This is a genomic window from Bradyrhizobium sp. AUGA SZCCT0105 (assembly GCF_018129565.1).
Lineage (GTDB): Bacteria > Pseudomonadota > Alphaproteobacteria > Rhizobiales > Xanthobacteraceae > Bradyrhizobium.
Window position 1 is genome coordinate 330,334 of record NZ_JAFCMK010000004.1, and the last position, 26,294, is coordinate 356,627.

General features: G+C 64.7%; 25 protein-coding genes and 1 tRNA gene. 9 read left to right on the forward strand and 17 right to left on the reverse strand.

What is annotated here, in order from left to right:
- Positions 1-153: 153 nt before the first annotated feature.
- From dapE to rpmH, 11 genes are all read right to left on the reverse strand, one after another.
- Positions 154-1,320, reverse strand: coding sequence for a succinyl-diaminopimelate desuccinylase (gene dapE / locus JQ573_RS21125; protein WP_212316913.1), 1,167 nt, complete (start codon positions 1,318-1,320; stop codon positions 154-156).
- Between the two features lie 49 nt (positions 1,321-1,369).
- Entirely contained in the window at positions 1,370-1,957 is a 588-nt protein-coding gene (locus JQ573_RS21130; protein ID WP_212316915.1) for a DUF805 domain-containing protein, read from the reverse strand.
- 237 nt (positions 1,958-2,194) lie between these two features.
- The gene (gene dapD, locus JQ573_RS21135) at positions 2,195-3,040 is read right to left on the reverse strand and encodes a 2,3,4,5-tetrahydropyridine-2,6-dicarboxylate N-succinyltransferase (RefSeq protein WP_212316917.1); all 846 of its coding nucleotides are present in this window, start codon (positions 3,038-3,040) and stop codon (positions 2,195-2,197) included.
- 129 nt (positions 3,041-3,169) lie between these two features.
- Positions 3,170-3,859, reverse strand: a complete 690-nt coding sequence (locus tag JQ573_RS21140; protein ID WP_212316919.1) for a pyrimidine 5'-nucleotidase — start codon at positions 3,857-3,859, stop codon at positions 3,170-3,172.
- Between the two features lie 185 nt (positions 3,860-4,044).
- Entirely contained in the window at positions 4,045-5,031 is a 987-nt protein-coding gene (locus JQ573_RS21145) for a DUF1036 domain-containing protein (RefSeq protein ID WP_212317262.1), read from the reverse strand.
- 71 nt (positions 5,032-5,102) lie between these two features.
- Complete coding sequence (gene argB, locus JQ573_RS21150) at positions 5,103-5,996, reverse strand: acetylglutamate kinase (RefSeq protein ID WP_092122647.1); 894 nt, start codon at positions 5,994-5,996, stop codon at positions 5,103-5,105.
- A gap of 209 nt (positions 5,997-6,205) precedes the next feature.
- On the reverse strand, positions 6,206-6,574 hold the full coding sequence (locus JQ573_RS21155; protein ID WP_212316921.1) for a DUF423 domain-containing protein: 369 nt from the start codon (positions 6,572-6,574) through the stop codon (positions 6,206-6,208).
- On the reverse strand, positions 6,571-7,224 hold the full coding sequence (yihA, locus tag JQ573_RS21160; protein ID WP_212316924.1) for a ribosome biogenesis GTP-binding protein YihA/YsxC: 654 nt from the start codon (positions 7,222-7,224) through the stop codon (positions 6,571-6,573). The genes JQ573_RS21155 and yihA overlap by 4 nt, the downstream gene beginning before the upstream one ends.
- Before the next feature lie 158 nt (positions 7,225-7,382).
- Complete coding sequence (yidC, locus tag JQ573_RS21165) at positions 7,383-9,257, reverse strand: membrane protein insertase YidC (protein WP_212316925.1); 1,875 nt, start codon at positions 9,255-9,257, stop codon at positions 7,383-7,385.
- Between the two features lie 3 nt (positions 9,258-9,260).
- Positions 9,261-9,671, reverse strand: coding sequence for a ribonuclease P protein component (rnpA, locus tag JQ573_RS21170; RefSeq protein ID WP_212316927.1), 411 nt, complete (start codon positions 9,669-9,671; stop codon positions 9,261-9,263).
- Between the two features lie 32 nt (positions 9,672-9,703).
- Positions 9,704-9,838: a 50S ribosomal protein L34 gene (gene rpmH / locus JQ573_RS21175; RefSeq protein WP_008542748.1), complete on the reverse strand. Its 135-nt coding sequence runs from the start codon at positions 9,836-9,838 to the stop codon at positions 9,704-9,706.
- A 364-nt stretch (positions 9,839-10,202) separates the two neighbouring features.
- Between rpmH and JQ573_RS21180 the strand changes: the two genes are divergently transcribed.
- From JQ573_RS21180 to JQ573_RS21195, 4 genes are all read left to right on the forward strand, one after another.
- Complete coding sequence (locus JQ573_RS21180; RefSeq protein WP_212316929.1) at positions 10,203-11,681, forward strand: sensor histidine kinase; 1,479 nt, start codon at positions 10,203-10,205, stop codon at positions 11,679-11,681.
- A gap of 152 nt (positions 11,682-11,833) precedes the next feature.
- Positions 11,834-11,910, forward strand: a tRNA-Arg gene (locus JQ573_RS21185).
- A gap of 193 nt (positions 11,911-12,103) precedes the next feature.
- Complete coding sequence (locus JQ573_RS21190; protein WP_092122664.1) at positions 12,104-12,370, forward strand: hypothetical protein; 267 nt, start codon at positions 12,104-12,106, stop codon at positions 12,368-12,370.
- 9 nt (positions 12,371-12,379) lie between these two features.
- Positions 12,380-12,571, forward strand: coding sequence for a hypothetical protein (locus JQ573_RS21195; RefSeq protein ID WP_212316930.1), 192 nt, complete (start codon positions 12,380-12,382; stop codon positions 12,569-12,571).
- An 18-nt stretch (positions 12,572-12,589) separates the two neighbouring features.
- Here JQ573_RS21195 and JQ573_RS21200 read toward each other — a convergent pair whose 3' ends face one another.
- From JQ573_RS21200 to JQ573_RS21225, 6 genes are all read right to left on the reverse strand, one after another.
- Entirely contained in the window at positions 12,590-14,086 is a 1,497-nt protein-coding gene (locus JQ573_RS21200) for a sugar ABC transporter ATP-binding protein (protein WP_212316931.1), read from the reverse strand.
- Positions 14,083-15,180, reverse strand: a complete 1,098-nt coding sequence (locus tag JQ573_RS21205; protein WP_212316932.1) for an SMP-30/gluconolactonase/LRE family protein — start codon at positions 15,178-15,180, stop codon at positions 14,083-14,085. Before JQ573_RS21205 ends, JQ573_RS21200 begins: the two co-directional genes overlap by 4 nt.
- Positions 15,177-17,300, reverse strand: coding sequence for an ABC transporter permease subunit (locus JQ573_RS21210; protein WP_212316933.1), 2,124 nt, complete (start codon positions 17,298-17,300; stop codon positions 15,177-15,179). The genes JQ573_RS21205 and JQ573_RS21210 overlap by 4 nt, the downstream gene beginning before the upstream one ends.
- Before the next feature lie 77 nt (positions 17,301-17,377).
- Positions 17,378-18,394 (reverse strand): sugar ABC transporter substrate-binding protein, encoded by a 1,017-nt coding sequence (locus JQ573_RS21215; RefSeq protein ID WP_092122674.1) that lies wholly within the window; start codon positions 18,392-18,394, stop codon positions 17,378-17,380.
- Between the two features lie 41 nt (positions 18,395-18,435).
- A complete protein-coding gene (locus tag JQ573_RS21220; RefSeq protein WP_207833677.1) occupies positions 18,436-19,407 on the reverse strand; it encodes an ABC transporter permease in 972 nt (323 codons plus the stop codon).
- Positions 19,408-19,425: 18 nt separating this feature from the next.
- Positions 19,426-20,133 (reverse strand): TetR/AcrR family transcriptional regulator, encoded by a 708-nt coding sequence (locus tag JQ573_RS21225; RefSeq protein ID WP_212317264.1) that lies wholly within the window; start codon positions 20,131-20,133, stop codon positions 19,426-19,428.
- A gap of 419 nt (positions 20,134-20,552) precedes the next feature.
- On the opposite strand from JQ573_RS21225, the gene JQ573_RS21230 reads away from it, so the two are divergent.
- The 5 genes from JQ573_RS21230 to JQ573_RS21250 all read left to right on the forward strand — a co-directional run bounded on the left by JQ573_RS21230 (position 20,553) and on the right by JQ573_RS21250 (position 26,293).
- Positions 20,553-21,323 carry an STN domain-containing protein gene (locus JQ573_RS21230; protein ID WP_212316934.1) on the forward strand — a complete coding sequence of 257 codons (771 nt, stop codon included), beginning with the start codon at positions 20,553-20,555 and terminating at the stop codon, positions 21,321-21,323.
- A 47-nt stretch (positions 21,324-21,370) separates the two neighbouring features.
- On the forward strand, positions 21,371-22,048 hold the full coding sequence (locus JQ573_RS21235; RefSeq protein ID WP_249132065.1) for an energy transducer TonB: 678 nt from the start codon (positions 21,371-21,373) through the stop codon (positions 22,046-22,048).
- 201 nt (positions 22,049-22,249) lie between these two features.
- Positions 22,250-22,792, forward strand: coding sequence for an RNA polymerase sigma factor (locus JQ573_RS21240; protein ID WP_212316937.1), 543 nt, complete (start codon positions 22,250-22,252; stop codon positions 22,790-22,792).
- 462 nt (positions 22,793-23,254) lie between these two features.
- A complete protein-coding gene (locus JQ573_RS21245) occupies positions 23,255-24,238 on the forward strand; it encodes a FecR domain-containing protein (RefSeq protein WP_312011569.1) in 984 nt (327 codons plus the stop codon).
- Positions 24,239-24,628: 390 nt separating this feature from the next.
- A complete protein-coding gene (locus JQ573_RS21250; RefSeq protein ID WP_312011570.1) occupies positions 24,629-26,293 on the forward strand; it encodes a ShlB/FhaC/HecB family hemolysin secretion/activation protein in 1,665 nt (554 codons plus the stop codon).
- Position 26,294 lies beyond the last annotated feature (1 nt).

Consider the following 26,294-nt stretch of genomic DNA (forward strand, 5'->3'; position numbering starts at 1 on the left):
CTTGTATCCGCGCGGTGAGATGATGGGTTTCGCTGCGCTCTACCCATCCTACGGATTAGCACGCTGCATCTTGTGCGGGTGGATGACGAACGGCCCCAATCCCTACTGTGCATGGGGTTGTTTTCGATATTTTTGTCCAGCCGAGCGGCCGGACTACGCAAAATACCTGTCCAACACGCCCCGATAGATCCGCGTCAACTTCTCCAGATCGGCCACCGGCGTGCGCTCGTCGATCTGGTGCATGGTCTGGCCGACCAGGCCGAATTCGATCACCGGGCAATAGCTCGAGATGAAGCGCGCATCCGACGTGCCGCCCGATGTCGAAAGCTCCGGCTTGCGGCCGGTGATCTCCTCGATCGCGGCGACCGCAAGATCGGTGAACGGGCCGGGCTGGGTCACGAACACGTTGGAGTTCGACGGCTGCCAGTCGATGTGAGCACGGATGCGGTTGCCGCAGGCCTTCGCCAGCCGCTCGTCGACCAGCTGCCGCAGGCTTTCCTGGGTGTGGTTGTCGTTGTAGCGGATGTTGAACTTCGCCCGCGCCTGGCCCGGGATCACATTGCTCGCGGCGTTGCCGACATCGACCGTGGTGAATTCGAGGTTGCTGGCCTGGAATTGCGCGCTGCCGTGATCGAGCGGCTCGTCGCTCAGCGCGACGATCAACCGCGAGATATCGGGCACCGGGTTCGAGGCGCGGTGCGGATAGGCGACGTGGCCCTGCACGCCATCGACGACGAGCGTGCCGGACTGCGAGCCGCGCCGGCCGATCTTGATCATGTCGCCGAGCACCTCGACATTCGACGGCTCGCCGAGCACGCAATGGTCGAATTTCTCGCCGCGCTCGGCGCACCATTTCAACAGCTTGACGGTGCCGTTGATCGAGACGTCTTCCTCATCGCCGGTGATCAGGAAGGAGATCGAGCCGTTGCCGTCTTCTCGCGGCTTGCCGCCATGGTCGCCGAGATATTGCAGCACGGCGGCGACGCTGCAGGCGATGCCGCCCTTCATGTCGACGGCGCCGCGGCCGTAGAGATAGCCGTCCTTGACCTCGCCGGAGAATGCGCCGAGCGTCCACGCCGCTTCATCGCCGGGCGGCACCACGTCGGTGTGGCCGGCAAAGGTGATATGTGGCGCCGCGCTGCCAATGCGGGCATAGAGATTGTCGATGTCGGCGGTGCCGGGCTCGGAGAACGTCACGCGGTGGACGCCGAAGCCTGCGCTTTTCAGCAAATTTTCAAGAACGCCAAGCGCGCCGGCGTCGGCCGGGGTGACGGAGGGGCAGCGAACCAGATCGCGGGTAATCGAGACAGCATCACTCATGCGCCTCGCTTAACACGTCACACCGCGGGTGGACCAGCTTTGCGCGGCATCATTCGAGCTCGCTCTGCTGATCCCAGCCCTGCCTGGAGCGCGACCCGTTGCCGCGGTCGCCGCGTTGTCGCGCGTGGGTTTTCCCAAGCGGATTGGGACCATAGCGATTGGGGTAAGAGGTGCCGCGCAGAAACGCCAGCTCGATGAAGCCCCAGATATAGAGCACGGAGACGATCGCGCCCGCCGCCATCACCCAATAGGACTCATCGGGAAGCCGGTCCGCGAATTGGCTCATGAGCCCGGGGATCGCGAAGAACGGGACCATCCACCAGCCGCTCCTGTCGCGGTCGTGCAGGCGCTTGATCGAGACCGCGACATAGACCCAGACGAACAACGCCGTCCCGCTGGCCTTGACCAGCAGCGCAGGCAAACCGGCAAGGGTCAGCGATCTGTAGCTGTCAGGGTCGAACGCCCGGAAGATGTCGTCGACATTGAAGCCAAACGACGCATGTTTGCCGCCGAGGCCGGCCAGGATCACCAGCGCGGCCAGGAACATCATCCAGCACACGATGATCAGTGCTGCGAGCCAGAATTTGGCCCGGTTGACGCGGCCCTTGAAGCCGAACAGGTAATTGGCCCAGTCCATGAAAAAACTCCGGACAGCGGCAATGTTTCGCGGCCCGGAGTTTTGTCGTTTTGGAGGTGGGCTTGGTTCGAATTGTGACCCGTCACCCCCGCGCAAAGGCTTTGCCTTTGTCGCTGGAGGAGCGCGTAGCGCGTCTCGAAGGGTGAACGGCCACAGCCGGGCCGTCGACCCTTCGAGACGGCGCGCTTCGCGGCCTCCTCAGGGTGACGGTGAGAGATTGTTGCGGCGGAAGACCGATCAGTCCCGCAGCAGCTCGTTGATGCTGGTCTTGGCGCGGGTGCGCTCGTCGACGCGCTTGACGATCACGGCGCAGGCGGTGGCAGGTCCCGGCTGGCCGTTCTTCAGCGGCTTGGCCGGCAGCGTGCCGGGAACGACGACGGCATATTCCGGGACCTCGCCGACGAAGATCTCGCCGGTCTCGCGGTCGACGATCTTGGTCGAGGCGCCCAGGAACACGCCCATCGACAGCACCGCGCCCTTGCGCACGATGACGCCTTCGGCGACCTCGCTGCGCGCGCCGATGAAGCAGTCGTCCTCGACGATCACGGGCTCGGCCTGCAGCGGCTCGAGCACGCCGCCGATGCCGACGCCGCCGGAGATGTGCACGCGCTTGCCGATCTGGGCGCAGGAGCCGACCGTCGACCAGGTGTCGATCATGGTGGCTTCATCGACATAGGCGCCGAGATTGACGAAGGAGGGCATCAGCACGACGTTGCGGGCGATGAAGGCCGAGCGGCGCACGATCGCGCCCGGCACCGCGCGGAAGCCGGCGTCGCGGAAGCGGTTCTCGCCCCAGCCCTCGAACTTCGAGGGCACCTTGTCCCACCACGAGGCCTTGCCCGGGCCGCCCGCGATCTGGCCCATGTCGTTGAGGCGGAACGAGAGCAGCACCGCCTTCTTCAGCCACTGATTGACCTTCCACTTGCCGCTCGCCTCGCGCTCGGCGACGCGGGCCTCGCCCTTGTCGAGCAGATCCAGCGCGTGGTCGACGGCCTCGCGGACCTCACCCTTGGTCGACGTCGAAATGCCATCGCGGGCGTCGAACGCGGTGTTGACGGTGGTTTCGAGGGCGGACAGCGACATCGGGACAATCCTTGGGCGTATCGGGGATATGAGGGGAGTTTTGCAGGGCTTTTTCGGAATTTGGGGCCATGGAGTCAAGGCAAACCCCCACCGTCGTCCCGGCCTACGGCGGGTCGAGGTGGGGAGAGATCAGGGCTTCAGCCGCTGCAAGAAACCCGTGAGATCGTCCGTGACGTGGTCGACATGAGCGGCGTCGCGGCCTTCGAGCTCCCAGGTTTCGCGCACCACTTCCTGGCTGCCGTCGGGCACCACCAGCACGGTGGTCATGCCGAGCTCGTGCGGCACGACCAGATTGCGCGCGAGGTCCTCGAACATCGCAGCCTTCGACGGATCGACGTCGTGAAGCCTGAGGAACTTCTGGTAGGTCTGCGGCGCTGGTTTCGGCTCGAGATCGGCGGCGATGATATCGAACACGCCGTCGAAATGGTTGGAGATGCCGAGCCGGCCCAGCACCGCATCGACATGGTCGACCGAGCCGTTGGTCAGGATCAGCTTGCGCCCCGGCAGTTTTGCGATCGCAGCGCCCATTGCCGGATTCGGCTGCAACGGCGAATGGTCGATCTTGTGCACATAGGCGAGATAATCGTCCGCCTGCACGCCGTGCTCGGTCATCATGCCGCGCATCGTGGTGCCGTAGCGCAGGTAATAGTCCTTCTGCAGCCGCCGTGCCTCCTCGGGCGAGATCTTCAGCCAGTTACCGACGAACTCGCCGATCCGCGCATCGACCTGCTGCCACAGATTGACGTGATGCGGGTACAACGTGTTGTCGAGGTCGAACACCCAGGTCTCGACATGGCCGAAGCTGCGGGGAGTTTTCATGTTATCTTTCCGTCGTCGTCCTGGCGAAGGCCAGGACCCATACCGCGTGATCCATCAAATGAAGCGCGGTGCGCCAATACCGCGCAACGGCCGGCCACTACCCGTCTTCGCCAAATGATCGCCTGTGGTAATGGGTCCTGGCTTTCGCCAGGACGACGGTGATCCATGTGGCGCCACTGTCTTCATCACGGCATCGCAAAGCGCAGCGTCTTGCCGCCGCTGGTCATGTCGACGGTGGTGAAGCCGAGCGCGGTGAGGCCGCGGGTGGCGCAGTCGCCCTGCTCGTTGACCTCGAACTTGCTTTCGCGGGTGCAGAGCTGCACCGCGCCGCCCCAGTTCAGCGGCTTGTCCTTGATGCGGATGGCGCGGTTGTCGCCGTCGACGGCTTCCGCGAAAGAATAGATCTGCTTCGGCGTGCCCGACACGTCGGGATGCAGGCATTTGCCGGGGTCGATCCGATACCAGCCACGGCTGGTCACCATCTTGCCGTCGTCGGTCGCAACCGCGGCCATCACCTTGTGCGGCGTGTCGTTGCACCAGGTCAGTCCCGACGGCGAGGGCTTCTGTACGGCATCGACCATGGTGGTGAAGAAGTTCGGCGACTGCACGATGTCGCTGCCGAGCCCGCGGCTCTTGAGGAAGGCCGATAGCGCGCTCTGGGTCTTCGGCCCGTCGACACCGTCGATCGGCGCCGCGTCGTAGCCTGCGATCACCAGGAGACGCTGGATGCCGGCGAGCCGCGCCTGCTCGTCGTCATATTCGCTGTCCTCGGCGAGATAGGCGACGAGATTGCCGTCATCGCTCTGCGTCGGCGTGATCTGGGTGAATTGCGCCGGTGTCTGGCCGGAGCGGCATTGGCGCGCGGCGGCGATCACGAAATTGTCCTGCGCGACGCACAGCGTGTCGGTGCCGTTCTGCGGGATCGGTGACGCGCCGTAGACGCCGAGCGCGCGCGCATTGAGCAGCACGCGGTCCGCGGTGAGCGCGCCCTGCACCACGACGCGGCAGGTCGCGGGATCGATCCGGAACCAGCCGCGTGTCGCCGTCGCGGCCTTGTCGTCGATGCCGATCGCGGCCTCGATCACATAGCTCATGCGGTTGCAGAGCTTGAGATCGGCATGCGCCGGCGCCGCCGAGAACAGGAACGACACCAGCGCGGCCGGCAGCGACATCGCGAGCCGCGCCGGCGGCGACCGGCGAGGTATCCTCGCCGCGCGTCCCGCGATGACGACCTCGTCTGCCATTACTTGTGGATCAGCGTGCCGGTGCCCTGGTTGGTGAAGAGCTCGAGCAGCACGGCGTGCTGGGTCTTGCCGTCGATGATGACGACGCCCTGCACTCCCTGTTCGAGCGCGTAGATGCAGGTCTCGACCTTCGGGATCATGCCGCCGGAGATCGTGCCGTCGGCGATCAGCTTGCGGGCCTCCTTGATCGACAGATCCGGAATCAGCTTCTTGGACTTGTCGAGCACGCCCGGCACGTCGGTCAGCAGCAGCAGGCGCTTGGCCTTCAGCGCGCCCGCGATCGCACCGGCAAAGGTATCGGCGTTGACGTTCAGCGTCAGGCCGTCCTGCGAGGTCGCCAGCGGCGCCAGCACCGGGATCAGCTCATAGCCGATCAGCTGATTGAGCAGCGTGAGATCGACCTTTTCGGGGTCGCCGACGAAGCCGAGATCGACCGCCTTCTCGATGTTGGAATCGGGATCGACCATGGTGCGTGTCGTCTTCGACGCCTTCACCATGTTGCCGTCCTTGCCGGAGAGGCCCACGGCCTTGCCGCCGGCCTCGTTGATGTAGCCGACGATCTGCTTGTTGACCGAGCCCGCCAGCACCATCTCGACGATCTCGATGGTCGCGGCATCGGTGATGCGCAGGCCGGCGGCGAATTCCGACTGGATGCCGAGGCGCTTCAGCATGGTCGCGATCTGCGGCCCGCCGCCATGCACGACCACCGGATTGATCGCGGTCTGCTCGAGCAGCACGATGTCGCGCGCGAACGCCTTGGCGGTGTCCTCGGCGCCCATGGCATGGCCGCCATATTTAATGACGATGGTTTCCTCGTCATATTCCTGCATGTGCGGCAGTGCCTCGGACAGGATGCGGGCCTGATCGAGCGGGCTGATGTGCTGGTCGGTCATGGGGCTGGTCTCACGTCAGCGGAGGGACGGGCGCGGTTCTATCTGATTGCCGGGCAGGGCGCAAAGTGGGGATCGCGATTCGTAGCCCGGATGGAGCCAACGGGTCGCGCGAATGCGCGCCCGATGACAGGCTCCGCGCAATCCGGGGCTTGCACCCGCGGCACGATTCCCGGATTTCGCTTCGCTGCATCCGGGCTACGGGCTACCGTTCAGCGCCTCGGCCACATGGCCGAAACCGCCAGCACCAGCCAGCCAAGGATCAGCAGCGTTCCGCCTGATGGAGCCGCCATCGGAAACAGGCCATGGCCGCCATATTGGCGCAGCACCAGGTCGCCCGCGAACAATGACGCCGCGATGACGAAGCCGGCCGCCGCCACGACACCGAGCTTCAGATGGATGATCGAGCGCTCCGCAACCGCAATGGTTGCGATGGCAGCGGTGGCATGGAACAGCAGCATCGAGGACGCTGCCGCCAGCCGCGTGGCGTCCGGCAGATGGGCCGCGGCCGCCGCCAATATCACGCCGCAGGCGCCCATGATGGCGGCAACGCCGATCAGGAGGCGGGATGCGCCGTTCATCGACGCCGCTCATCGATCAGGCGCACCATGGCGGCACGCAGCTCCGGCATGCCGTCGCCGGTGCGCGACGAGGTCACTAGCACTTCGGGGAACGCGGCGGGATGTTTTGCCAGCGTCGCGATGGTTTCGGCGGTGACGGTCTTGAGTTCGCCGGCCTTGACCTGGTCGGCCTTGGTCAGCACGACCTGGTAGCTGACCGCCGACTTGTCCAGCGTCTTCAGCACGTCTTGATCGACGTCCTTGATGCCGTGGCGGGCGTCGATCAGCACATAGACCCGCGCCAGCGTCGCGCGCCCGAGCAGGAATTTGTGGATCAGCGCCGTCCATGACGCCACCTTGGTCTTCGGCGCCGAGGCGTAGCCGTAACCGGGCATGTCGACGAGACGAATGTCAGCGTTTTCCGGGCCCTCGAAGAAGATCAGTTCCTGGGTGCGGCCCGGCGTATGCGAGGTGCGAGCTAGCGCATTGCGGCCGGTCAGCGCGTTGATCAGGCTCGACTTGCCGACATTGGAGCGGCCGGCAAAGGCGACCTCGAGGCCGGCCATCGGCGGCAGGGTCTCGATCGAGGGCGAGGCCCAGATGAAGCGCCAGTCGCCGGCGAACAGCTTTCGCCCCTGCTCGATCAGCTCCGCATCAGATTCGGCGGTCATGCGAAGTATCCCATTTCATCGTGGCCGGGCGAAAGCCCGAGGCGCAGCTTTGGCGTAAGACGACCCGGCCATCCGCGTCAACGTTTTGCTGGCCGCCAAATATGTCGATGCCCGGCACGAGGCCGGGCATGACGCAGTGATAGAGCGGGCGCAGGAGGCTATGTCGGCTTCTTGGCGAAGGTCGACTTCAGATTGTCGAATAACTCCACCTTGACGCCGTTCTTGCGCATGATGAAGCTCTGCTGCAGCACCGAGAGCGTGTTGTTCCAGGCCCAGTAGATCACGAGACCCGCCGGGAAGCCGGCCAGCATGAAGGTGAAGATCAGCGGCATCCAGTCGAAGATCATCTTCTGGGTCGGATCCGGCGGCGCCGGGTTGAGCTTCATCTGGACCCACATCGTGATGCCCATGATGATCGGCCAGATGCCCATCACCAGATAGGCGCCGAAATGCGGTCCGAGCAGCGCGATCGGGTCGAACGGAATCAGCCCGAACAGCGTGAACAGATTGGTCGGATCGGGCGCGGAGAGGTCCTTGATCCAGCCGAAGAACGGCGCGTGCCGCATTTCGATGGTGATGAACAGCACCTTGTAGAGCGAGAAGAACACCGGGATCTGCAAGGCGACGGGAAGACAACCGGCGATCGGGTTGATCTTCTCCTTCTTGTAGATCTCCATCATCTCCTGCTGCTGCTTCACGCGGTCGTCAGGATAGCGCTCCTTCAGCGCGGCCAGCTGCGGCTGCACCGACTTCATCTTCGCCATCGAGGCGTAGGACTTGTTGGCGAGCGGGAAGAACAAGAGCTTCACGATCACGGTCACCAACAGGATCGCGATGCCGAAATTGCCGACCAGGCGATAGAACCAGTCGAGCGCCAGGAACATCGGCTTGGTGATGAAGTAGAAATGGCCCCAGTCGATCAGCAGATCGAAATGGTTGAGGCCGAGCTGCTTGTTGTAGCCGCCGAAGCCGACCAGCGGGAAGTTGAGGCCGACTGTGGCGGCTTCCTTCGCGCCGGCGAACAGCCGCCCATTGGCAACGCCGGTGCCGCCGATCGGAATGGTCTGCGCGCCCAGCATGTAGTCGGCCTGGTAGCGCTTGTCGCCGGTGGTGAAGCGGGCGGTGTCGAGCGTCGCATTGGTATCCGGCAGCAGCGCGGTGGCCCAGTATTTGTCGGTGATGCCGAGCCAGCCGTCGGTGATCTTCGAGAACACGATGCCGCGCGAGTTTCCACCGGTCGGGGTCTTGGCCTCGTCGAGGTTCTTGTAGGTGAATTCCTGCAGGCCCTGTTCGCCGAGATAGCCGATCGGGCCTTCGTGCAGGATCGCGTAGCCCGAGACCGGCGGCTTGCCGCCGCGCGAGATCAGGCCGAACGGATACAGCGTCACCGGCGCGCTGCCTTGATTGATGACCTCGTCCTTGATGCTGAAGAGGTAGCGATCGTCGATCGAGATGGTGCGGCGGAAGGTCAGGCCCTGGCCGTTGTCGTATTTCAGCGTCACCGGGGTGCTCGGCGACAGGCTGTTCGAACCTTCCTGCTGCCAGACGGTGTCGGCGTTCGGCGTCTTCACCGACGAGCCGCTGGCGGTCAGCCACAGGAATTCGGCATAATAAGGCTCGGCGGTACCCGACGGCGAAAGCAGCACGACGGCCGGCGATGTGGGGTCAACCGTCTCGCGGAACTGGACCAGCGCCAGATCGTCGATCCGGGCGCCCTTCAGCGCGATGCTGCCGATGATGCGCGGGCTCTCGATCTTGATGCGCGGGCCGGCCGCGAGCACCGTCTCGCGGCTCGCCACCGGGGCGTCGGCAGCAGGCGCGGCCGCCGTCGGTGATGGCGTCGCGGTGCTTCCGGGAGCGGCGCCGGGAGCAGCAGCGCCAGGGGTCGCCTGCGGCGTCGGCTTCAGCAGTTCGGCCTGCTTCTGCGCCTCGCGCTGCTTCTCCATCTGCGGCACGTTATAGAAGTATTGCCAGGCGATCAGGACGAGGCCCGACAGAATGACGGCGATGATCGTGTTGCGGTTGTCGGACATCTCTTAGGGTCTCGTCATTCCATTCGGATTGGGAGCGCTCTTATTACCCGCCTTGTTGGTACCCGTCTTGTTGGTACCTGTCTTGGGCGCAGGCCGGTCGAGGCGGCGCAGCGCCGACCGCAGGTCGTCAATCATGGTCGCAAAGTCGCGGGTCAGCGCGTCACGACGGCCGACTAGCACATAATCATGGTGCGGCCGCATGAATACGGCATCGACCCGTCTTATCACTTCGCGAAGCCGGCGGCGGATGCGATTGCGCTCGGTCGCGGTGCCGTTCTTCTTGGTGACGGTATAGCCGACGCGGATCGGGCCCTGATCGTCGCGACGGCGGCCCTGCAGCACAAAAGCCGCGGTATTCGCCCGTGCGCCATTGGCAACGGCGAGGAAATCCGCCCGCTGCCTCAGCCGATCCATAATGGGTATCTCCGGAGAGGAGACGTCCGGGCTCAGGCGCTCAGGCGCTTGCGGCCGCGCGCACGGCGCGCAGCGAGGACCTTGCGGCCGCCGGCCGTGGCGAGACGGGCGCGGAAGCCGTGACGGCGCTTGCGCACCAGTTTGCTGGGTTGATAAGTCCGCTTCACGGGTAATTCTCCGCTGACCGGGCAATTTGCCGTTGTATTGAGATGGAGTCCGATGATGCTGGCAGGCCCAAGCGAGCCGATTACGGCCCCAAATGAGCCGCCCCCGGTCAAGAACCGGGCCATCGCGGACAGTTGGCGCGGCTTATAAGGGAGCGCCCTGTTCTCGTCAATGTCACAGGGCGTCGCAAAGAGGCTTCTTTGAAACGTCGCAATTGCGGCGAATATAACTGTTTTCGCGGGGTTTTTGACGGTGAGGAGCGCTTTGGGGCGTTCGGGGAACCGCCGACATTAGCGATCCGTAATTTGACCGGCTTGGGGGCCGGGCCGCATCCTCCGACCCCTAAGCCCAACAAGGCCTTATCTTGTGGCTCTAACTGACGATCAGGCGACCGCGCAGAAGCAGCGGCCCAAGCCGTCCCATCGGCTCGGGCTGTCGGGCAAGCTTTTGCTGCTGACGATTCCGCTGGTGATGATCGCCGGGCTCCTGATCTACGTGCCCGCCATCGCCAACTTCCGGATGAACCGGCTCAATGACCGCCTGGCCGCCGCCAACACCGCGGCGCTGGTGCTCGATGCCGCCCCCTCCGGCCTGGTGCCGGATTCGTTGGCCCGGCAGATACTGACCAGCATCGGCGCCCGCGCCGTCGCCATCAAGCTCGGGCAGCAGCGCCGCCTGCTCGCCAGCGCCGACCTGCCGGCCTCGATCGACCACGATGTCGACATGCGGGCCATGACGGTGTGGTCGGCGATCGTCGATGCCTTCGAGATCATGCTCGAGCACGGTGACCAGACCATCCGCGTGGTCGGACCCGCGCCGGGCCAGGCGCAATTCATCGAGGTCGTGATCGACGAGAAACCGCTGCGGCAGGCGATGTACCGCTTCTCGCGCAACGTTCTGGTGGTCGCGCTCCTGATCGCCGGCCTGACCGCCGGCCTGGTCTATCTGGCACTGCATTATCTGTTCGTCCGCCCGATGCGGCGGCTGACCGCGAGCCTGGTCGGCTTCCACGAGAATCCGGAGAGTTCGGCACGAATCATCGTGCCCAGCCAGCGCGGCGACGAGATCGGCGTTGCCGAGCGCGAGCTGTCGGACATGCAGCGCGACCTCGTCTCGATGCTGCATCAGAAGAGCCGGCTTGCCGCGCTCGGGCTCGCCGTCTCCAAGATCAATCACGACCTGCGCAACCTGCTGGCGTCCTCGCAACTGCTATCGGACCAGCTCGCCAGCGTGCCCGATCCGCGGGTGCAGCGCTTCGCGCCGAAACTGCTGCGCTCGCTGGAGCGCGCCATCGCCTTCTGCCAGTCGACCTTGTCCTATGGCCGCGCGCAGGAGGCGGCGCCCGACCGCCGCGTCATCATGGTGGAGCCTGCGGTGGCCGAGGTGCGCGAGTCTGCCGGGCTTGCGACCGATGTCTCGATCACCTGGATCAGTGCAATCGAGCGCGGCCTCACCATCGACGCCGATCCGGATCAGTTGTTCCGCGTGCTGCTCAACCTGGTGCGTAACGCGGCCCAGGCGCTGGAAAGCCGGCAGGACAGCGATGGCGGTGCCCAGCAGATCCGAATCACCGGCCGCCGTGAGGGTACGGTTGCGATCCTGGAGGTCTCCGACACCGGCCCCGGTGTTCCGGCCAAGGCGCGCGAGCATCTGTTCGAGGCGTTCCAGACCTCCGGCCGCCCCGGCGGCAGCGGGCTGGGCCTTGCGATCGCCGCCGAGCTGATCCGCGCCCATGGCGGCCATATCCATCTGGTCGAGGGCACCATCGGCGCCACGTTCCAGATATCGATCCCGGATCGCCCGGTGGAACTGCTGTCGGTCCGCAGTGAGCGGGCGAGGGCCTGAGGCCATTCCGGTAACCCAGCGCGGCTAAAACCTCGGCCGAAATTGGCGCTTCCAGACCTTGCCAACCGGACCGGGAGCCTGTAGCTAGAGCGCTCTTTCGCGACGCTCCGGGGCTCCCGGAGCCGTGCGGGCTTAAGCCCACCTGCGAAAATGCGCCCGTAGCTCAGCTGGATAGAGCATCAGACTACGAATCTGAGGGTCGGACGTTCGAATCGTTCCGGGCGCGCCATTTGCCTTTGTTTCCATTGAAGTTTCGCGTCGCTTGCCGCGCTCGCTCATGGCCGGAGCGAGAGCGACGCCGTTGACCGCCGGCGCCGGACTTGTCGCGATGATCAAATACTTGTGCGACGCAGTATGATTTTATTGCATTGCAACAAAATGCGTCTACCTGTGCTGCTCGAGTCCCATCGAGGAGCCACCAAGTGACCAAGATTTCTCTGTCCGTCGTAGCCGCCACCCTCGCAATCGCGAGCGCGACGGTCGCATCCGCTGCGGAGCGTCCGACTTTCGAAGCCGCGGGCCTGCCGATCTCGCCGGTGCAGGCTGGTGTGCTTGGCGCCGCCAATGTCCACGAGCAGGCGCCGGTAGCCGCGACGTCGGCCACCCCGCATCAGCTCAATGTTCTGACACCGCGAAGCAAGATCACGACCGCGCGCGCTTCTGTCCGGACGGACCGCGCGTTGCACTGACCGGCATAGGTGGTCCAACTCCGGAAGGCCCGCGACAACATCGCGGGCTTTTTCATATGTGAGGCAACGGCAGCCTCCGGCGCGTTTATCCGCATCCTCACCTTGCTGGTATCCTGGCTGGTCTACCGGCTGGTCGAGCGCCCGATGATCATGTTCGGCCGTGCGATCGTGTTCCGGCATGGCGTGGCGGGCCGGCCGTAATGCATGCGTAAAGTGCCGTCAGTGGATCGCCGCATACATGATCTTCTCCTCGGTCGCCTCGACCGCGGAGAATTCCTCGACCACCTTGCCCTGGCGCGAGACCAGGATGCGGTCGGAGAGGGCCATGATCTCGGGCAAATAGGATGAGATCACCACCACCGCCTTGCCTTCGTCAGCGAGCTGGTTGATCAGCTCGTGGATCTCGACAATGGCGCCGACGTCGACGCCGCGGGTCGGCTCGTCGAAGATGATCAGCTCGGGCTCCTGCACCAGCGACTTGGCGATCACCACTTTCTGCTGGTTGCCGCCTGAAAGCTCGACCACCTTGGCCTCGTCGCCAATGGCGCGGACCTTCAGCCGCTGGGTCCAGGTCTTGCCCACCGTGTTGGTCTCGCGCCGCGACAGCATCATTCGGCCGGCGGGAAACTTCGAGAGCAGGCCGAGATAGATGTTGCGGGCGATCGAGGCGGTCTCGAAGAAGCCCTCGACCTTGCGATCCTCGGTCACATAGGCGATGCCGGCCTTCACTGCCGGTGCCGGGACGCGATAGCGCACTGGCTTGTCATGCAGCAGGATCTCGCCGCCATGGAAGAAGTCGCGCTTCAACACGCCGGATACGATCTTGAAGGTTTCGGTGCGGCCGGCGCCGACCAGGCCGAACACGCCGGTGATCTGCCCGGCGAACACCGACAGCGAATTGTTCTTCACCATCGGCGCCATCTTGAGGTTCTGCACCGTGAGCACGCGCGCCCCGGCAGGTCGCACGCTGGCCTTCCTGGCGCCATACAGCGTGTTGGAGAGGTCGCGTCCGACCATCGCCTGCACGATCGCGGCGCGATCGAATTTCGCCGCATCGTCGGTTATGACATGCTTGCCGTCGCGCAGCACGGTGATCCGGTCGGCGAGCAGCAAGGCTTCTTCCAGCGCGTGCGAGATGAAGATGATCGAGACGCCGCGTTTCTTGAGATCGCGGACGAGGTCGAAGAAATACTTCTTCTCTTCCGGCGTCAGCGACGCGGTCGGCTCGTCGAAGATGATGACCTTGGCCTTGTGCAGGACCGCACGCGCGATCTCCACCATCTGCTTCTTGGCCGCGCCGAGTCCGCTCACGGTCGCGGTCGGCGTCACGTCGAAATTCAGCGACTGCAGGAATTGCTGGGCGGCGATGTAGATGCCGCGCAGCCGGTTGTAGAACTTCTCCTGCCCGAGAAACAGGTTCTGCGCCACGGTCATGGTCGGCACCAGGCTGTTCTCCTGGAACACCATGGCGATGCCGAGATTGCGGGCCTCGAGCGGCGTGCGCGGCGCGACGTCGGAGCCGTCGACCGTCATGCTACCCGACGTCAATGTCACGACGCCGGCCATCACCTTGGTCAGCGTCGACTTGCCGGCGCCGTTCTCGCCGACCAGCGCGTGGATCTCGCCGCGGCGCAGGTCGAAGTCGACGCCCTCGATGGCGGGCACGCCGGCGTAGAGCTTGGTGGCCTTGCGCAGGGACAGCACGGTGTCGCTCATGAGCCTGTCTCCTCGGCCAGCCCGGCGAGGGGCAGTTTCAGCACGCGGCCCGGTCCCTTGGCGATCAGCATGAGATCGCTGCCCAGCTCGAGCGCTGCCACGACGCCGTGATTGACGCCGTCGACCCGGCTGTGCAGCGAATAGAGCGGCTTGCCGTCTTCGCCCAGCCGGATCACGAGGCCGTAGGATCGCGGCGGCGCCCACGGCTTGATCACGCCCATGGTCTTGATGTGCGCGCCCTGCATCGGCTCCTTGAACGAGAAGCCCGAGCGCAGCCGCGGCGCCACCCAATAGGCCGGGTCGATCTCGGCCATCATGCGGCGGCGGTAGCCCGGCTCGCGCAGCACGAATTCGATCAGCTGGGTGCGTGCGGTGAACGCCGTGAGCCAATAGCCGCCGCCCGCAGCCTTCGACAGCCGCGACGGATAGACCGGCAGGTGGCCGAGCACGGTCTGCGGCAGCCTGCCGTCGGCAACAAGCACGAGACGATGCCGCCAGCTCTCGCTGACCAGCACGCCATCGCCGCGCGCGCAGGCGCCGAAGGCGTAGCCGAGCTTCGAGGCCAGCGGCTTCACCGATCGGGTCCTGGGATCGAGCCGGAACACGCGGCCGCTCCGGTTGAGCTCCATCAGGTCGCGGGCCCAATCGTCGACGCCGCAGGTCGCCGAGCCGTCGGTCGCGACCAAGGTCCCGTCGTCTGCCGGCGTCAGTGCGTTGATCGCATTGAAGGCGGCGTCGCTGAATGTCACGCTCGGTTCGACCGATGAGGGATTGGCGTAGAGGCGCACCTCGCGGCCGCCGAGCGCGACCGCGATGCCGCCGTCGGCGAGCGCGCAGAGCGCGGAAATCGGCTGCTCGAAGCTGCGCAGCTCGGTCGCGGCGCTGCCGTCGAGGCGCAGCAGACGCCGGCCGTCGGCGACATAAAGGTTGCGGCCGTCGGTTGCGAGATCCTCGGGCGCCTCGCATTCCAGCAAGGTGGTCGCCGCCTCCAGTTTCTGGTTCGGCTTGAGCGCGCCGTCGAACGACGGCACGGTGATGGTGGCCTCGCCGCGGCCGAGGAAGCGGTTGGCGAATTCCCTGACGGCCGCAATCACGACAGCTTCCCCCAGCGCTTGTCATACTGCACATAGTTCGGGTCGGCATTGTCGAGCTTGTAGCGGCCGATCCGGTTGTTCATGATGCCGCCGAGATAGAGATAGCCGCGATGCTCGCGCATCGAGGTGATCATCGGGTGGTTCTCGCCACGCAGGTCCCAGAACGATTCGAGGATCTTGCCCTGCTCGTTGAATTTGACGACGCAGCCGGTGTTGATGTTCGGGAACAGCCATTCGTCGACCGGGACGCGTTTGGCCATGCGGCGGCGGAAGCCCGGCATCTTCCAGGCGAGGTCGAGCGAGGGGCTACGCATGCCGACCAGCGCCAGCCAGTAATTGCCGTCGGAGGCGAGGTTGATGTTGTCGGGGTAGCCCGGCAGATTGTCCATCACCACCTCGACCTGGCCCTTCTTCGGCCCCGCGAACCACAGCCGCTTGATCGAGCAGCCGAAGGTTTCAGCGAACAGGATCGACTGGCCATCGCTGGCGACACAGATGCCGTTGGGGAATTTGAGGCCGCGCAGCGCCGTATGCGTCGCGCCGGTCTTGGTGTCGTAGCAGATGATGCGGCCATTGCCGCGGGCCTCGAGGCCGTCGATCGGCCATTCGTCCATCTCGTAGCGCACTGTGGCTTCCGAGAAGAAGATCAGGCCGTCATCCGTGATGTCGAGGTCGTCGGCGAGCCGCAGCCGGCTGTCATCATTTACCGAATGCATGCTGCGATTGGTCTCGTCGGTCGCCTTCTCCACGGTGCCGTCGGGCGTGATCCGGTACAAGCCCATGCCGCCGATGCAGACATAGAGATTGTCCTGCCGGTCGAACGCCATGCCGAGCGGCTGACCGCCGATATGGGCGAACACCTCCATGCGCCGATAGTCGGGCGCGAAGAAGCGCATGATGTCGCCATGGCGCGAGCCGGCGTAGAGGTTGTTGTTGCGGTCGAGGATCACGTCCTCCGGCGCCTCGATGCGGCCGAGACCGATCAGTTCGACGTCGCGCAGCCTGTCGTTCTGCTCGAACGGGCCGCCCTGGCCGATCTCGGTGGCCGGGGGCGGCGGCAACGCGTGATAGGTCGGCGCGACATAGACCTTGCTGATGATGCGGGTGCGGTTCTTCTGCCAGCGGATGTCGACCATCGCGGCGACCAGCAGGATGCCTGCGAGCGCCATGCGGTTGATGCCGCCGCGCGCATTGAGCGTGGTCAGGCCGTTGGTGATCAAGAGCACGATCAGCACGCCGACCAGCGATTTGGCGACCGAGCCCTTGCCGCCGCCGAGCGTGATGCCGCCGAGCACGGTTGCGGTCAGCACGATCACCTCGAGGCCGACGCCGATGTCGCCGCCGACGGTGCCGAGCCTGGCTGCGAAGAACAGCGCGGCGATGCTGGTCAGCACACCGCTTGCGACATAGCACAGCGCGATGGTGCGGCGAACCGGAATGCCGGAATTGTAGGCCGAGCGGCGCGACCCGCCGATCGCGGTGATGTGCCAGCCCGGGCGCAGCCGCGTCATGAATATATGGCCGAAGATCGCGATCGCGATGTAGACCAGGGCGACGCTCGGAATGCCGAACACGTCGCCGCCGCCGATGAAATTCCAGGACGGGATGTCGGGGAAGGCCGCGGCGATCGAATTGGAGTAGCGCTGGATCAGGAGGTCGAACGCCGAACGGTAGATGATCAACGTGATCAGCGTGGTGATGAAGGCGCGCAGCCTCAAGTATCCGATCAGGACGCCGTTGACGGCGCCGAGCAGCGCGCCGCAGAGCAGGGTGGCGACCACCACCGCAGGCACCGGCCAGTTCAGCACGTCGAGCAGATAGAGCGCGCAGAAATCCGTCAGCGCGAAGATCGAGCCGACCGACAGATCGATGCCGCCGACGATGACGACCAGCGCCATGCCGAGCCCGATGAAGCCGATCTCGCCGGCCTGCCGCGCGGTGTCGGCAAGGCTCGCCGGCGAGAGGAAGTGATCGATGGAGCGGCTGAGCGCGAAGCCGACGATCAAGAGCAGGATCACCGGAATAGCGGTCTCGGTCCAACGCTTGGACAGGATCTCGCCGAGGAGATGATCCGGCCAGTAGCGGTAACGCAGGCTCGTCAGGGTATCGCGCATCGGCATTCCAGCAGGGCGTTGGATTTCGGGAGATCGACGTCCCGGGCGGAGCGCACCCGGAACGTCAAGCGGACGTGGCCGGGCTATTTCTTCAGGTCACTGAGATTCCAGCACGCGGTCTGGCTGTCGGCGTTCTCCTTGGTGATCGGAATCAGGGTCGTGTATTCCGACCCCTTGATCGAGCCGGCCTTGGCGCCGGACGACAGCAGCCATTTGATGGTGCCTGCCATCTGCGCGGCCTGGGTCGGCACGTCGTAGCTCAGGTTGAGATCGAAGGCGCCGGACTTCACGAGTTCGCAGGCGCCCTTGCGCTCGCCGCCGCCGGAGGTGGCGACGAACACCTTGCCGGTCAGGCCGGCTTCCTTCACCGCGGCCGCGGTGCCGATGTCCATGCCGTCCCAGAAGCCGACGATGCCGCAGAGATCGGGATTCTGCTTCAGCACCGTCTGGGTGATCGCCTTGGCCTTCGCGGCATCCCAGTCGGCGGCCTGGCTCGAGACCACCTTGATCTCGGGATGCTTGGCGAGCACGTTCTCGACGCCCTTGAGCGTGTAGGCGCTGGCCGCCGCCGAGAGCGCGCCTTGCACGATGGCGATCTTGTTCGACTTGCCCTGGCAGGCCTTGACCACGGCCTCGGTGTCCTTCTCGCCGATCTCGATCCAGTTGGCGCCGACGAAGGCCGAAGAGCGATAGGCCGACCCCATGTTGATCTGGATGACGTAGATGCCTTCGTTCTCGGCGCGCTGCAGCAGCTTGGCGTAGGTCTGCACGTCCGGATTGTGGATCACCATCACGGCCGGCTTCTCCGAGATCAGCGAGGTCACCGCCTGCGCGCCGGCATTGGTGTTCCAGTTGGGATCGCGGATCTCGAACTTGACGCCGAGCGGCTCGAGCTCCTTCTTCATGCCGGCGTACCAGCCTTCGGTGAGGTCGAAGTTCATGGCGACCGGAACGTAGGCCACCGTCTTGCCGGCAAGGGCCTCCTTGAACGGCTTCTGGAACGGCTCGTCGAGGCCCTGCTGGGCCAGAGCCGGGGCGGCGATGGCCGCGAGCCCGAGCGCTGCGGCGATCACCTTGGCAGTCCTGACAGCGTATTTCATTGCTTCCTCCTTGGTCGTGATTGATCTTTTTGTAGCCTGGTTCAGATGTCGCCCTGCTGTGCCGTTTCTTCGTTGCGCGGATTCAGGAATGAATCGGTGATGACGGCGAGCAGCAGCACGACGCCCTTGACGAGGTTCTGTCCGGCGTAGGAGATGTCCATGATGGTCATGCCGTTCAGCATGGTGCCGATCAGCAGCGTTCCGATGATAACGTTGAGCACGCCGCCGCGGCCGCCCGACAGGCCGATGCCGCCGAGCACGACGACGAGAATGACGTCGTAGATCAGGGTCGAATTGAAGACGCGGGTCGGCATCGAGTTGACCGACGCCGCCATCACCAGGCCTGCAAAGCAGCCGATCAGGGCCGCGACGACATATTGCAGCACGATGATCGGCCGCGAGGGGATGCCGGTGACGCGGGCCGCATAGGGATTGTCGCCGATCGCGTAGATATAGGCGCCCCAGCGCGTCTGGCGCAGCAGGAAGGCGACCACCACGCAGGCGATCGCGAACATCACGATCGAGGTCGGGATACCGAGGATGGTGCCTTGTCCGAGCCGCTCGAAGCCCTGCATGCCGTCGCTCCACTGCACGACGTCGAGCTGAAACAGCGCGGCCTGTCCGAGGCCGGCGAGCAGCAGGCCGGTCGCCAGCGTCGCAAACAGCGAAGGGACCTCGGCGTAGGCAATCAGCCAGCCGTTGACCAGGCCGAAGGCGATCGTGAGCAGCACGGCCGTGAGCAGCGAGGCCGGCAGCGAGTGGCCGTTTTGCACCATCTGCAGCACGAGCCCCGGAGGCACCGCGAGCGCTGCGATCAGCGAGATGTCGATGCCGCGCCCGATCACGACCAGCGCCATGGCAAGCCCGAGGATGCCGAGCACCGCCACGTTCTGCAGCAGGGTCAGCATGTTCTCCGGTGTCAGAAAGCCGCGCAGGAAAATCGAGAACGCCAGGAAGAGCACGGCGAATACGGCGAAGACGATCTCCTGTTGATTGAACCGCAATCGCTTCATTCCTCGTCCTTCCTGCTGCTATGGCTGCGCCGTCGGCCTGGATCTCGTGCGCGAGCCGGTCGCGACGCGGCCGGGCCGCGCCCGGCCGGCGACCGCGGCGTCGACGAAGGCGCCGACGGCGTTGATGTAGGCCTCGATCGAGGTGCCGCGTCTGCGGTACTTCGCGCGCTTGACGTACCAGTCCTGCAGCAGCGGCTTGATCAGCGACGCCGTCAGCGTGACCTGGTCGATGGCGAACATCCCGCTGGCGACACCTTGTTTGAGAACGTCGGCGATGATCTTCTCGGTCATCACCTCCATCTCGATGGCGCGCTGGCGTTCGGCGGGCGGAAACGACTTCGCTTCCATGAAGGAGAACACGAACCAGGGCTGCATCGCCTCGCTCATGCGAACATGGGTGGCGATGATCCAGTGCAGATGCTTGCGCGCATCCTGCTTCACGCTGGCGGGCGGTGCGGTGAGGACCTCGGCGGCCGTCTCGGCGACCTCGCCGAGGATCATCGACAGCAGCGTCGGCTTGCTGTCGAAATAGGTATAGAGGCCGCCCATGCTGAGGCCGGACGCCTCCGCGAGCTGGCGCAGCGTGGTGGCGTGAAAGCCGTGCTTGTTGGACAGCGTGAGTGTGGCGCCGATGATGCGCGTGAGGTTCGGAACGGCGAGATGCGGCTTCTGGACCCGGATGGAATCCCGATGACGTTCGAGAATGCGTGCGCAAAGCACGTCCATCGCGAACGCGTTCGTCCCCGGCCGCTGACGCGCGAGACCCACGTTGCCTCCCTGGCTATGTCCCCGGACCATTCATTTGGTTGCCGATCCGGGCCGGGCTTTGCGCCCTTGCTTAATTCCTAGCCCACGAACTGCCGTTCGGAAAAGGGGGATGATCAATTTTTCCGAGAGAGCGCTCGCTCGTTTTTTGGCCCGCGCCGCGTCGCTTGCCTTGAGCGCGGCGCCGCTCCGGCGCTGTTCGGGAACTTTTCGCGCTGAAAGGTCAGCACAAATTCCCGGCACTCCCGCCGATCATGTTGCCGGTTAGACGGCCGTCACATTCCAGATATAAAGAACGCAGGCTCGCTGGCCGTAAGGTCAACCCGCACAGACATGCTGGCCGAATTTCACCCACGGTCACTTTGGGCCGAAGCAAGGTTATGACGGCAGTTGGATCATATGGTGCACGCGCGGGCGCTGCGATCGGCGCTCACGCTCCGGGAGCCTCGGCAACGTCGCGGTATCTGTTCGGGATTTGTGCTGCGCTGCTGATTGGCAGCATCTGCGCGGTTGCCGCGCAGCAGCGCGACACCGTCACGGCATCCGCAGCGATCGAATTCAACATCCCGGCCCAGCAGCTTGCGAGCGCGCTGCAGGCTTATGGCGAACGAACCGGCGTTCAGGTGCTCTATGAGAGCAATTCTGCGACCGGCCGGAAGTCGACATCGGTCGAAGGCAGCCTCACGCCCGAGGATGCATTGAATGTGCTGCTGGCGGGAACCGATCTGAAGGTCCAGTACATTCGTCCGGATGCCATCACGCTTGCTTCGCGGGCCGCGCGGGCCGACCATCCGCCGTTGAGCCCGCTTGCGACCGCGGATCTGTCGCTCGGCACGCTGCAGGTGCGGGCGAGCAGTGACGGCAACGATACCGGCGCGCTGCGCGACTACAGCGAAAGCCTGCAGTTCGACCTTCAGAAAGCGTTGCAGAAGAATATCGGGTCTCGCGGCGGCAGCTATCAGCTCGTTGTCGATCTGTGGATCGATCCCTCGCGCACGATCCAGCGAACCCAGCTGTTGCGATCGACCGGCGATCAGAACCGTGATGCCGCCGTGACGGCGGCGCTGCAAGGATTGACCGTCAGCCGGACGACGCCTGCGAATGCGTCGCAGCCGGTGCGGATCGCGATCCGGGTGAAATCGTTCCAATGATTGACAACGACGCCAGCGGAGCGGATGGCGTGCGCGGCTTGAGGCCGATGACGCTGCTGTTTCATCCCGAGGATCCGAGCGCGTGGACCTCGGGCGAGGTGCTGCGTCTGCTCCTGGTGCCGGCCATCGCGGCCCTGTTGTTCGTCGGGGGAATTTACTGGATCCGGTTGCAGCCGCCGGCTGGATCGGCAAGCCGGGAGCAGAGCTCGATCGTCCAGGTTCGGTTGCTGCCGAGCCCGTCGCCTGCGCCGATTCCGGTTGCGCCCGTGTCGCAGCCGCAAACCGCGACCCTCGCGAGCCGGACCGAGGTGTCGCTGGAGAGCTCTGACCCGCCGCTCGACAATCTGACCGCGGCCCCGGCGCGGGAGCCGATGCCGGCGGAGCCAACCGTGCCGAGCTTGCGTCCGACGCCGTCGCCCGCCGATGCGCCGCCCAACAGTGTCGCCGTGAAATTTCAGCAGGCGCTGCTTCGTCACGTGGCACGCTACCAGCGCTATCCGAACGCGGCGCGGCTCGGTCGGCTGCACGGGGCGGTCGAGACGCTGTTCTCCATGCAGCGGGACGGCACCCTGCTCGAGGTCTGGGTCAAGACCAGTTCCGGACAGGCCGTGCTCGACAAGGCTGCGGTCGACGCGATCCGGCGGGCGCAGCCGCTGCCGTTGATCCCGTCGGCGCTGCCCGACCGGCTCAATATTCAGATCACTTTGGTCTTCGACCCGGCCTGATCCAATTGCGCGGTCGCGTTCGGCTTCGCGAGCGCGAGCGGCAGTTCATTGTTTGGATGTGACCGCGATGCACCAGCTTGCGTGTCGTTCGGTGTCGACTTGTTGCCGTCATAAATGTGTTGTGCGCGGCCGTTACGAGATGGGCAGCTTCAAGAACAATTCAATCTGGATATCGGGCTGGTGTCTGGGAGGCCGCGGAACGTGGCTGAAATCAATCGAGTGCGGCTGCGGGGCCAGCTTGCAGATAACTACGACGGCCTGGTCAAGAAATTGACCCGCCGTCTGGGATCGTCGGACGTCGCATACGAAGCCCTGCACGAGACGTTCCTGCGGCTGGAGCGGGTCACTGACGCGGTGCCGATCCGCAGCCCCGCCGACTATATCTTCCGTATCGCGATCAACATCGCCAGGGATCGCCAGAAGGCGCAGAATCTCCGCGTCAGCGCGGCCGAAATCGATTCATTGCTCGACGTCAGCGACGACGGACCGAGCCCGGCGCGAATCGTCGAGGCCCGCTCCGATATTGATGCCTTCAAGCGTGCCTTGGCCGAATTGCCGGAGCGGCCGCGCGATGTGCTTTATGGTATTACGATCGAGGGACGGACGCCGAGCGACGTGGCAACCCGCCTCGGTGTCAGCGTGCGAACGGTGGAAAGCGATTTGAAGTTGGCCCTGAGCCATTGTGCCGATTGCCTCGATTATACTCTGATCCGTCGTCTCGGCGGTCCTCGTCCCCGTACGTGATCGCATTCGCCGCGGCCGCGACGCGCGCCGTCGCGCGGAGCCGGCCGTCGAAATTTGTTGCCGGAACTATTTCCAACAACTGCAGGCGCTTGACCTGAAATCAGGGGGCACAAGCTGCAGGATTTTCAACCTCTGTTCTGCGGGATAGCGGGCTTTCCGTCGTCTATAGGGTAGAGAGCGATCTCATAAGGACCGTTGGGTGCCTGGGAAAGGTTCGCCGGAAGTGTTGCGCCGCTTGAAAACACGTGCAGACCTGATCGGCCCGGCATGCGATCGCCGCGCGGCCTCCCGGCGCGCGACCCGGAGCAAGCCGCGATTGCCGGATGTTTCTGCCTGCGTTGTGCGCAACGGCCGATTGCGGTGCCCTGCTGCCGTCGGAATCGTCTATATAGCGAACTTCGCTATGTGCTCGACGCGATCGGGAGGTTGAGGTTTGGCGAGCAGGGTGATGAGCGATCCGTCGTGACCGAGCCGACCCGCACTTCCGGGCCCGATCCGTTGCTGGATGAGGCGCTTGACTGGGTAGTTCGGCTGAAAGCCGGCGCACCGACCCGCGCCGACGTCGACGCGTTGCAACGCTGGCGCGCGCAAAGTCCAGACCACGAGGATGCCTTCAGGGCGGCTGCCCGGCTGCTCCGCAGCGCCAGCGCCGCGGCGAAGGAACTCGCCGATGAGCAGGCCGCGGCGGCCCCCGTGGTGGCGTTGCCGCCCCGGCCATCACGCTTCTTGACGCGCCGCATCGTGCTCGGCGGTGCGATCGCAGCCGCAGCCGGCTATGTGATGATCCGCCCGCCACTCGACATGTGGCCGTCGATGGAGGAGCTCTCGGCCGACTACCGGACCGGAAAGGGCGAACAGCGCAAGGTGATGCTGACGCCAGACATTTCGGTTGAATTGAACACCCAGACCAGCCTGGCGTTGCGGCCCACGCCGAACGAGACGCGGGTCGAGTTGATTTCGGGCGAGGCCTCGGTGGTCGCAAGAAGATCGTCGTCGACGCCGTTGGTGATGCTGGCGCGCGACGGACGCATCAGCGCGCTGCAGGCCGAATTCAACGCGCGCTGCCTCGATGGCGTGGTTTCGGTGACGTGCCTCGACGGCATCGTCACTGTCGAGCAGGACGGCCGTTCCGTGCAGCTTCGCAAGGCAGAACAGGTCACCTATTCGCGCGCGGGCCTGCAGGCATCGCTTCCGGTCGACGCCAAGCAGGTCGCGGCCTGGCAGACCGGATTGTTGATCTTCCGCGACCGGCCGCTGGCGAGCGTCGTCGACGAAGTGAACCGGTACCGCGCCGGAAAGATCATCATTACCAACGCGGAACTGAAACGCCGGCTCGTCAACGGCACATTCCAGGTCGACAAGCTCGACAATTTCGTCGCCCAGGTCGAGCAACTGTTCGGCGCGCGGATCACATCGCTGCCCGGCGGTGTGGTGCTGATGAGTTGACCTGGAGCGTTTTCGAGCGAAGCCTGTCCCGCACTTGATGCGGGATGGATATCGGTTCGCGTGAAGAAAACGCGTCAAAAGATCTTTAGCCCCGTCCGCTGCAATCGGAACGGGGCTAAAGCCGAACGAATCGGCGACGCACGCTCGATTTCCTAACAAACCAAAAATTTCTTTTGCGCCGCCGCAGATTCTTTTGCGGGTTTGCGTTCGCCCAGTCGTCTTCTGAGTAAGGCGTCGTCATCGCGGCCTTCCTGTCGCGATGGCGCGCGTCTGCGCGAAGTAAGTGGGACGTCTGTGCGTAGTCGAAGAGATCATTGGGCTATTGGGCATCGTCAGCGATGCCGGATCGGGTTGCGCGTGTCGGCCGCGGCGCTCACCGTGGTTGGCTCCGTGGCAGCCATCGTTCCGGCGCGCGCGGCGAAGGAAGCAGCGAAAGATGCGGCTGCGGCTACGGCCGCAGCGCCGGCGGCGGACAAGCAGCCGGCGCAGGCGAATGCACCGGCGCAAAAGCCGTCAGCGCCGCTGCAGCGCTTCGACATCGACGACTTCGCCGTACAGGGCGCCGATAGGCTGCCGCAGGTCGAGATCGAGGAGGCGATCTATCCCTTCCTCGGTCCGGGCAAGACCTCGGAGGACGTCGAGAAGGCGCGGGCCGCGCTGGAGAAGGCGTATCACGACAAGGGCTTCCAGACCGTCAGCGTCGCGGTCCCGCAGCAGAACGTGACCGGCGGTGTGGTCACCCTCAAGGTGACCGAGCTGAAGGTCGGGCGCCTGCGGGTGAAGAATTCGCGCTATTTCGATCTCGACCGGATCAAGGACAGCGCGCCTTCGCTGAAGGAGGGCACCGTTCCCAATTTCGGTGACGTCACCAAGGACATTGTGTCGCTCAACCAATGGCCGGATCGCCGCGTGACTCCGGCGCTGCGCGCCGGCGTTGCGCCGGGCACCGTCGACGTCGATCTCAATGTCGAGGACAAGGCGCCGTTCCACGCCAGCCTCGAAGCCAACAACCGGCAATCGCCGTCCACTACGGCGAGCCGCGTCTCCGCCACCGTGCACTACGACAATCTGTGGCAGCTCGGGCATTCGCTGAGCTTCACCTATCAGGTTGCGCCGGAGCGCCCGAGTGATGCCGAGGTGTTCTCCGGCTCGTATATGGCGCGCGTGCCGAATGCCGATTGGCTCAATCTGCTGTTCTACAGCGTGAAGTCGAACAGCAATGTCGCGACGATCGGCGGCACCAATGTGGTCGGTCCCGGCACGATCATCGGCGAGCGCGCCGTGATCACGCTGCCGACGCGCGAGGGCCTGTTCCACACGCTGTCGGTCGGCATGGACTACAAGCATTTCGACCAGACCGTGAAGCTCGGCACCGACGGGTTCTCGTCACCTGTCACTTACTATCCCGTCGTCGCGACTTATGGGGCAACGTTCCAGGAAGAGAAGTTCACGACGCAGTTCAATGCCGGCGTGACCTACAACATCCGGACGCTGAGCAGCCCGTGGGACGAGTTCGACGCGAAGCGCTTCAAGGCTTCGCCGAGCTTCACCCACCTCAACCTCGACGTCTCGCATACCCAGGAGCTGCCGGAAGGCTTCCAGCTCTACGGCAAGGTGCAGGGTCAGATTGCCGACGGCCCGCTGGTCTCGAGCGAGCAGTTCAGCCTCGGCGGTCTCGATACCGTTCGCGGCTACCTCGAATCCGAGGTGCTCGGCGACAACGGCGCGGTCGCCAATTTCGAGCTGCGCACGCCCAATGTCGGCAGCATGCTGCAAGGCGAGCTCAAGAGCGAAACCGGCGACGGCAAGCCGCGCTTCATCACCTTCAACGATTGGCGCTTCTTCACGTTCTTCGATGCCGGTTACGCGTCGATCCAGCAGCCGCTGCCTGATCAGCAATCGTCATTCGTCGCATGGAGCTACGGCCTCGGCACGCGATTCAAGACCTTCGAATATTTCAACGGCATGGTCGCGCTTTCGGTGCCAGGGGTCGCTCAACAATACACGCACGCAAACAGTCCGCGCGTGAACTTCCGAATCTGGGGTGAATTCTAAT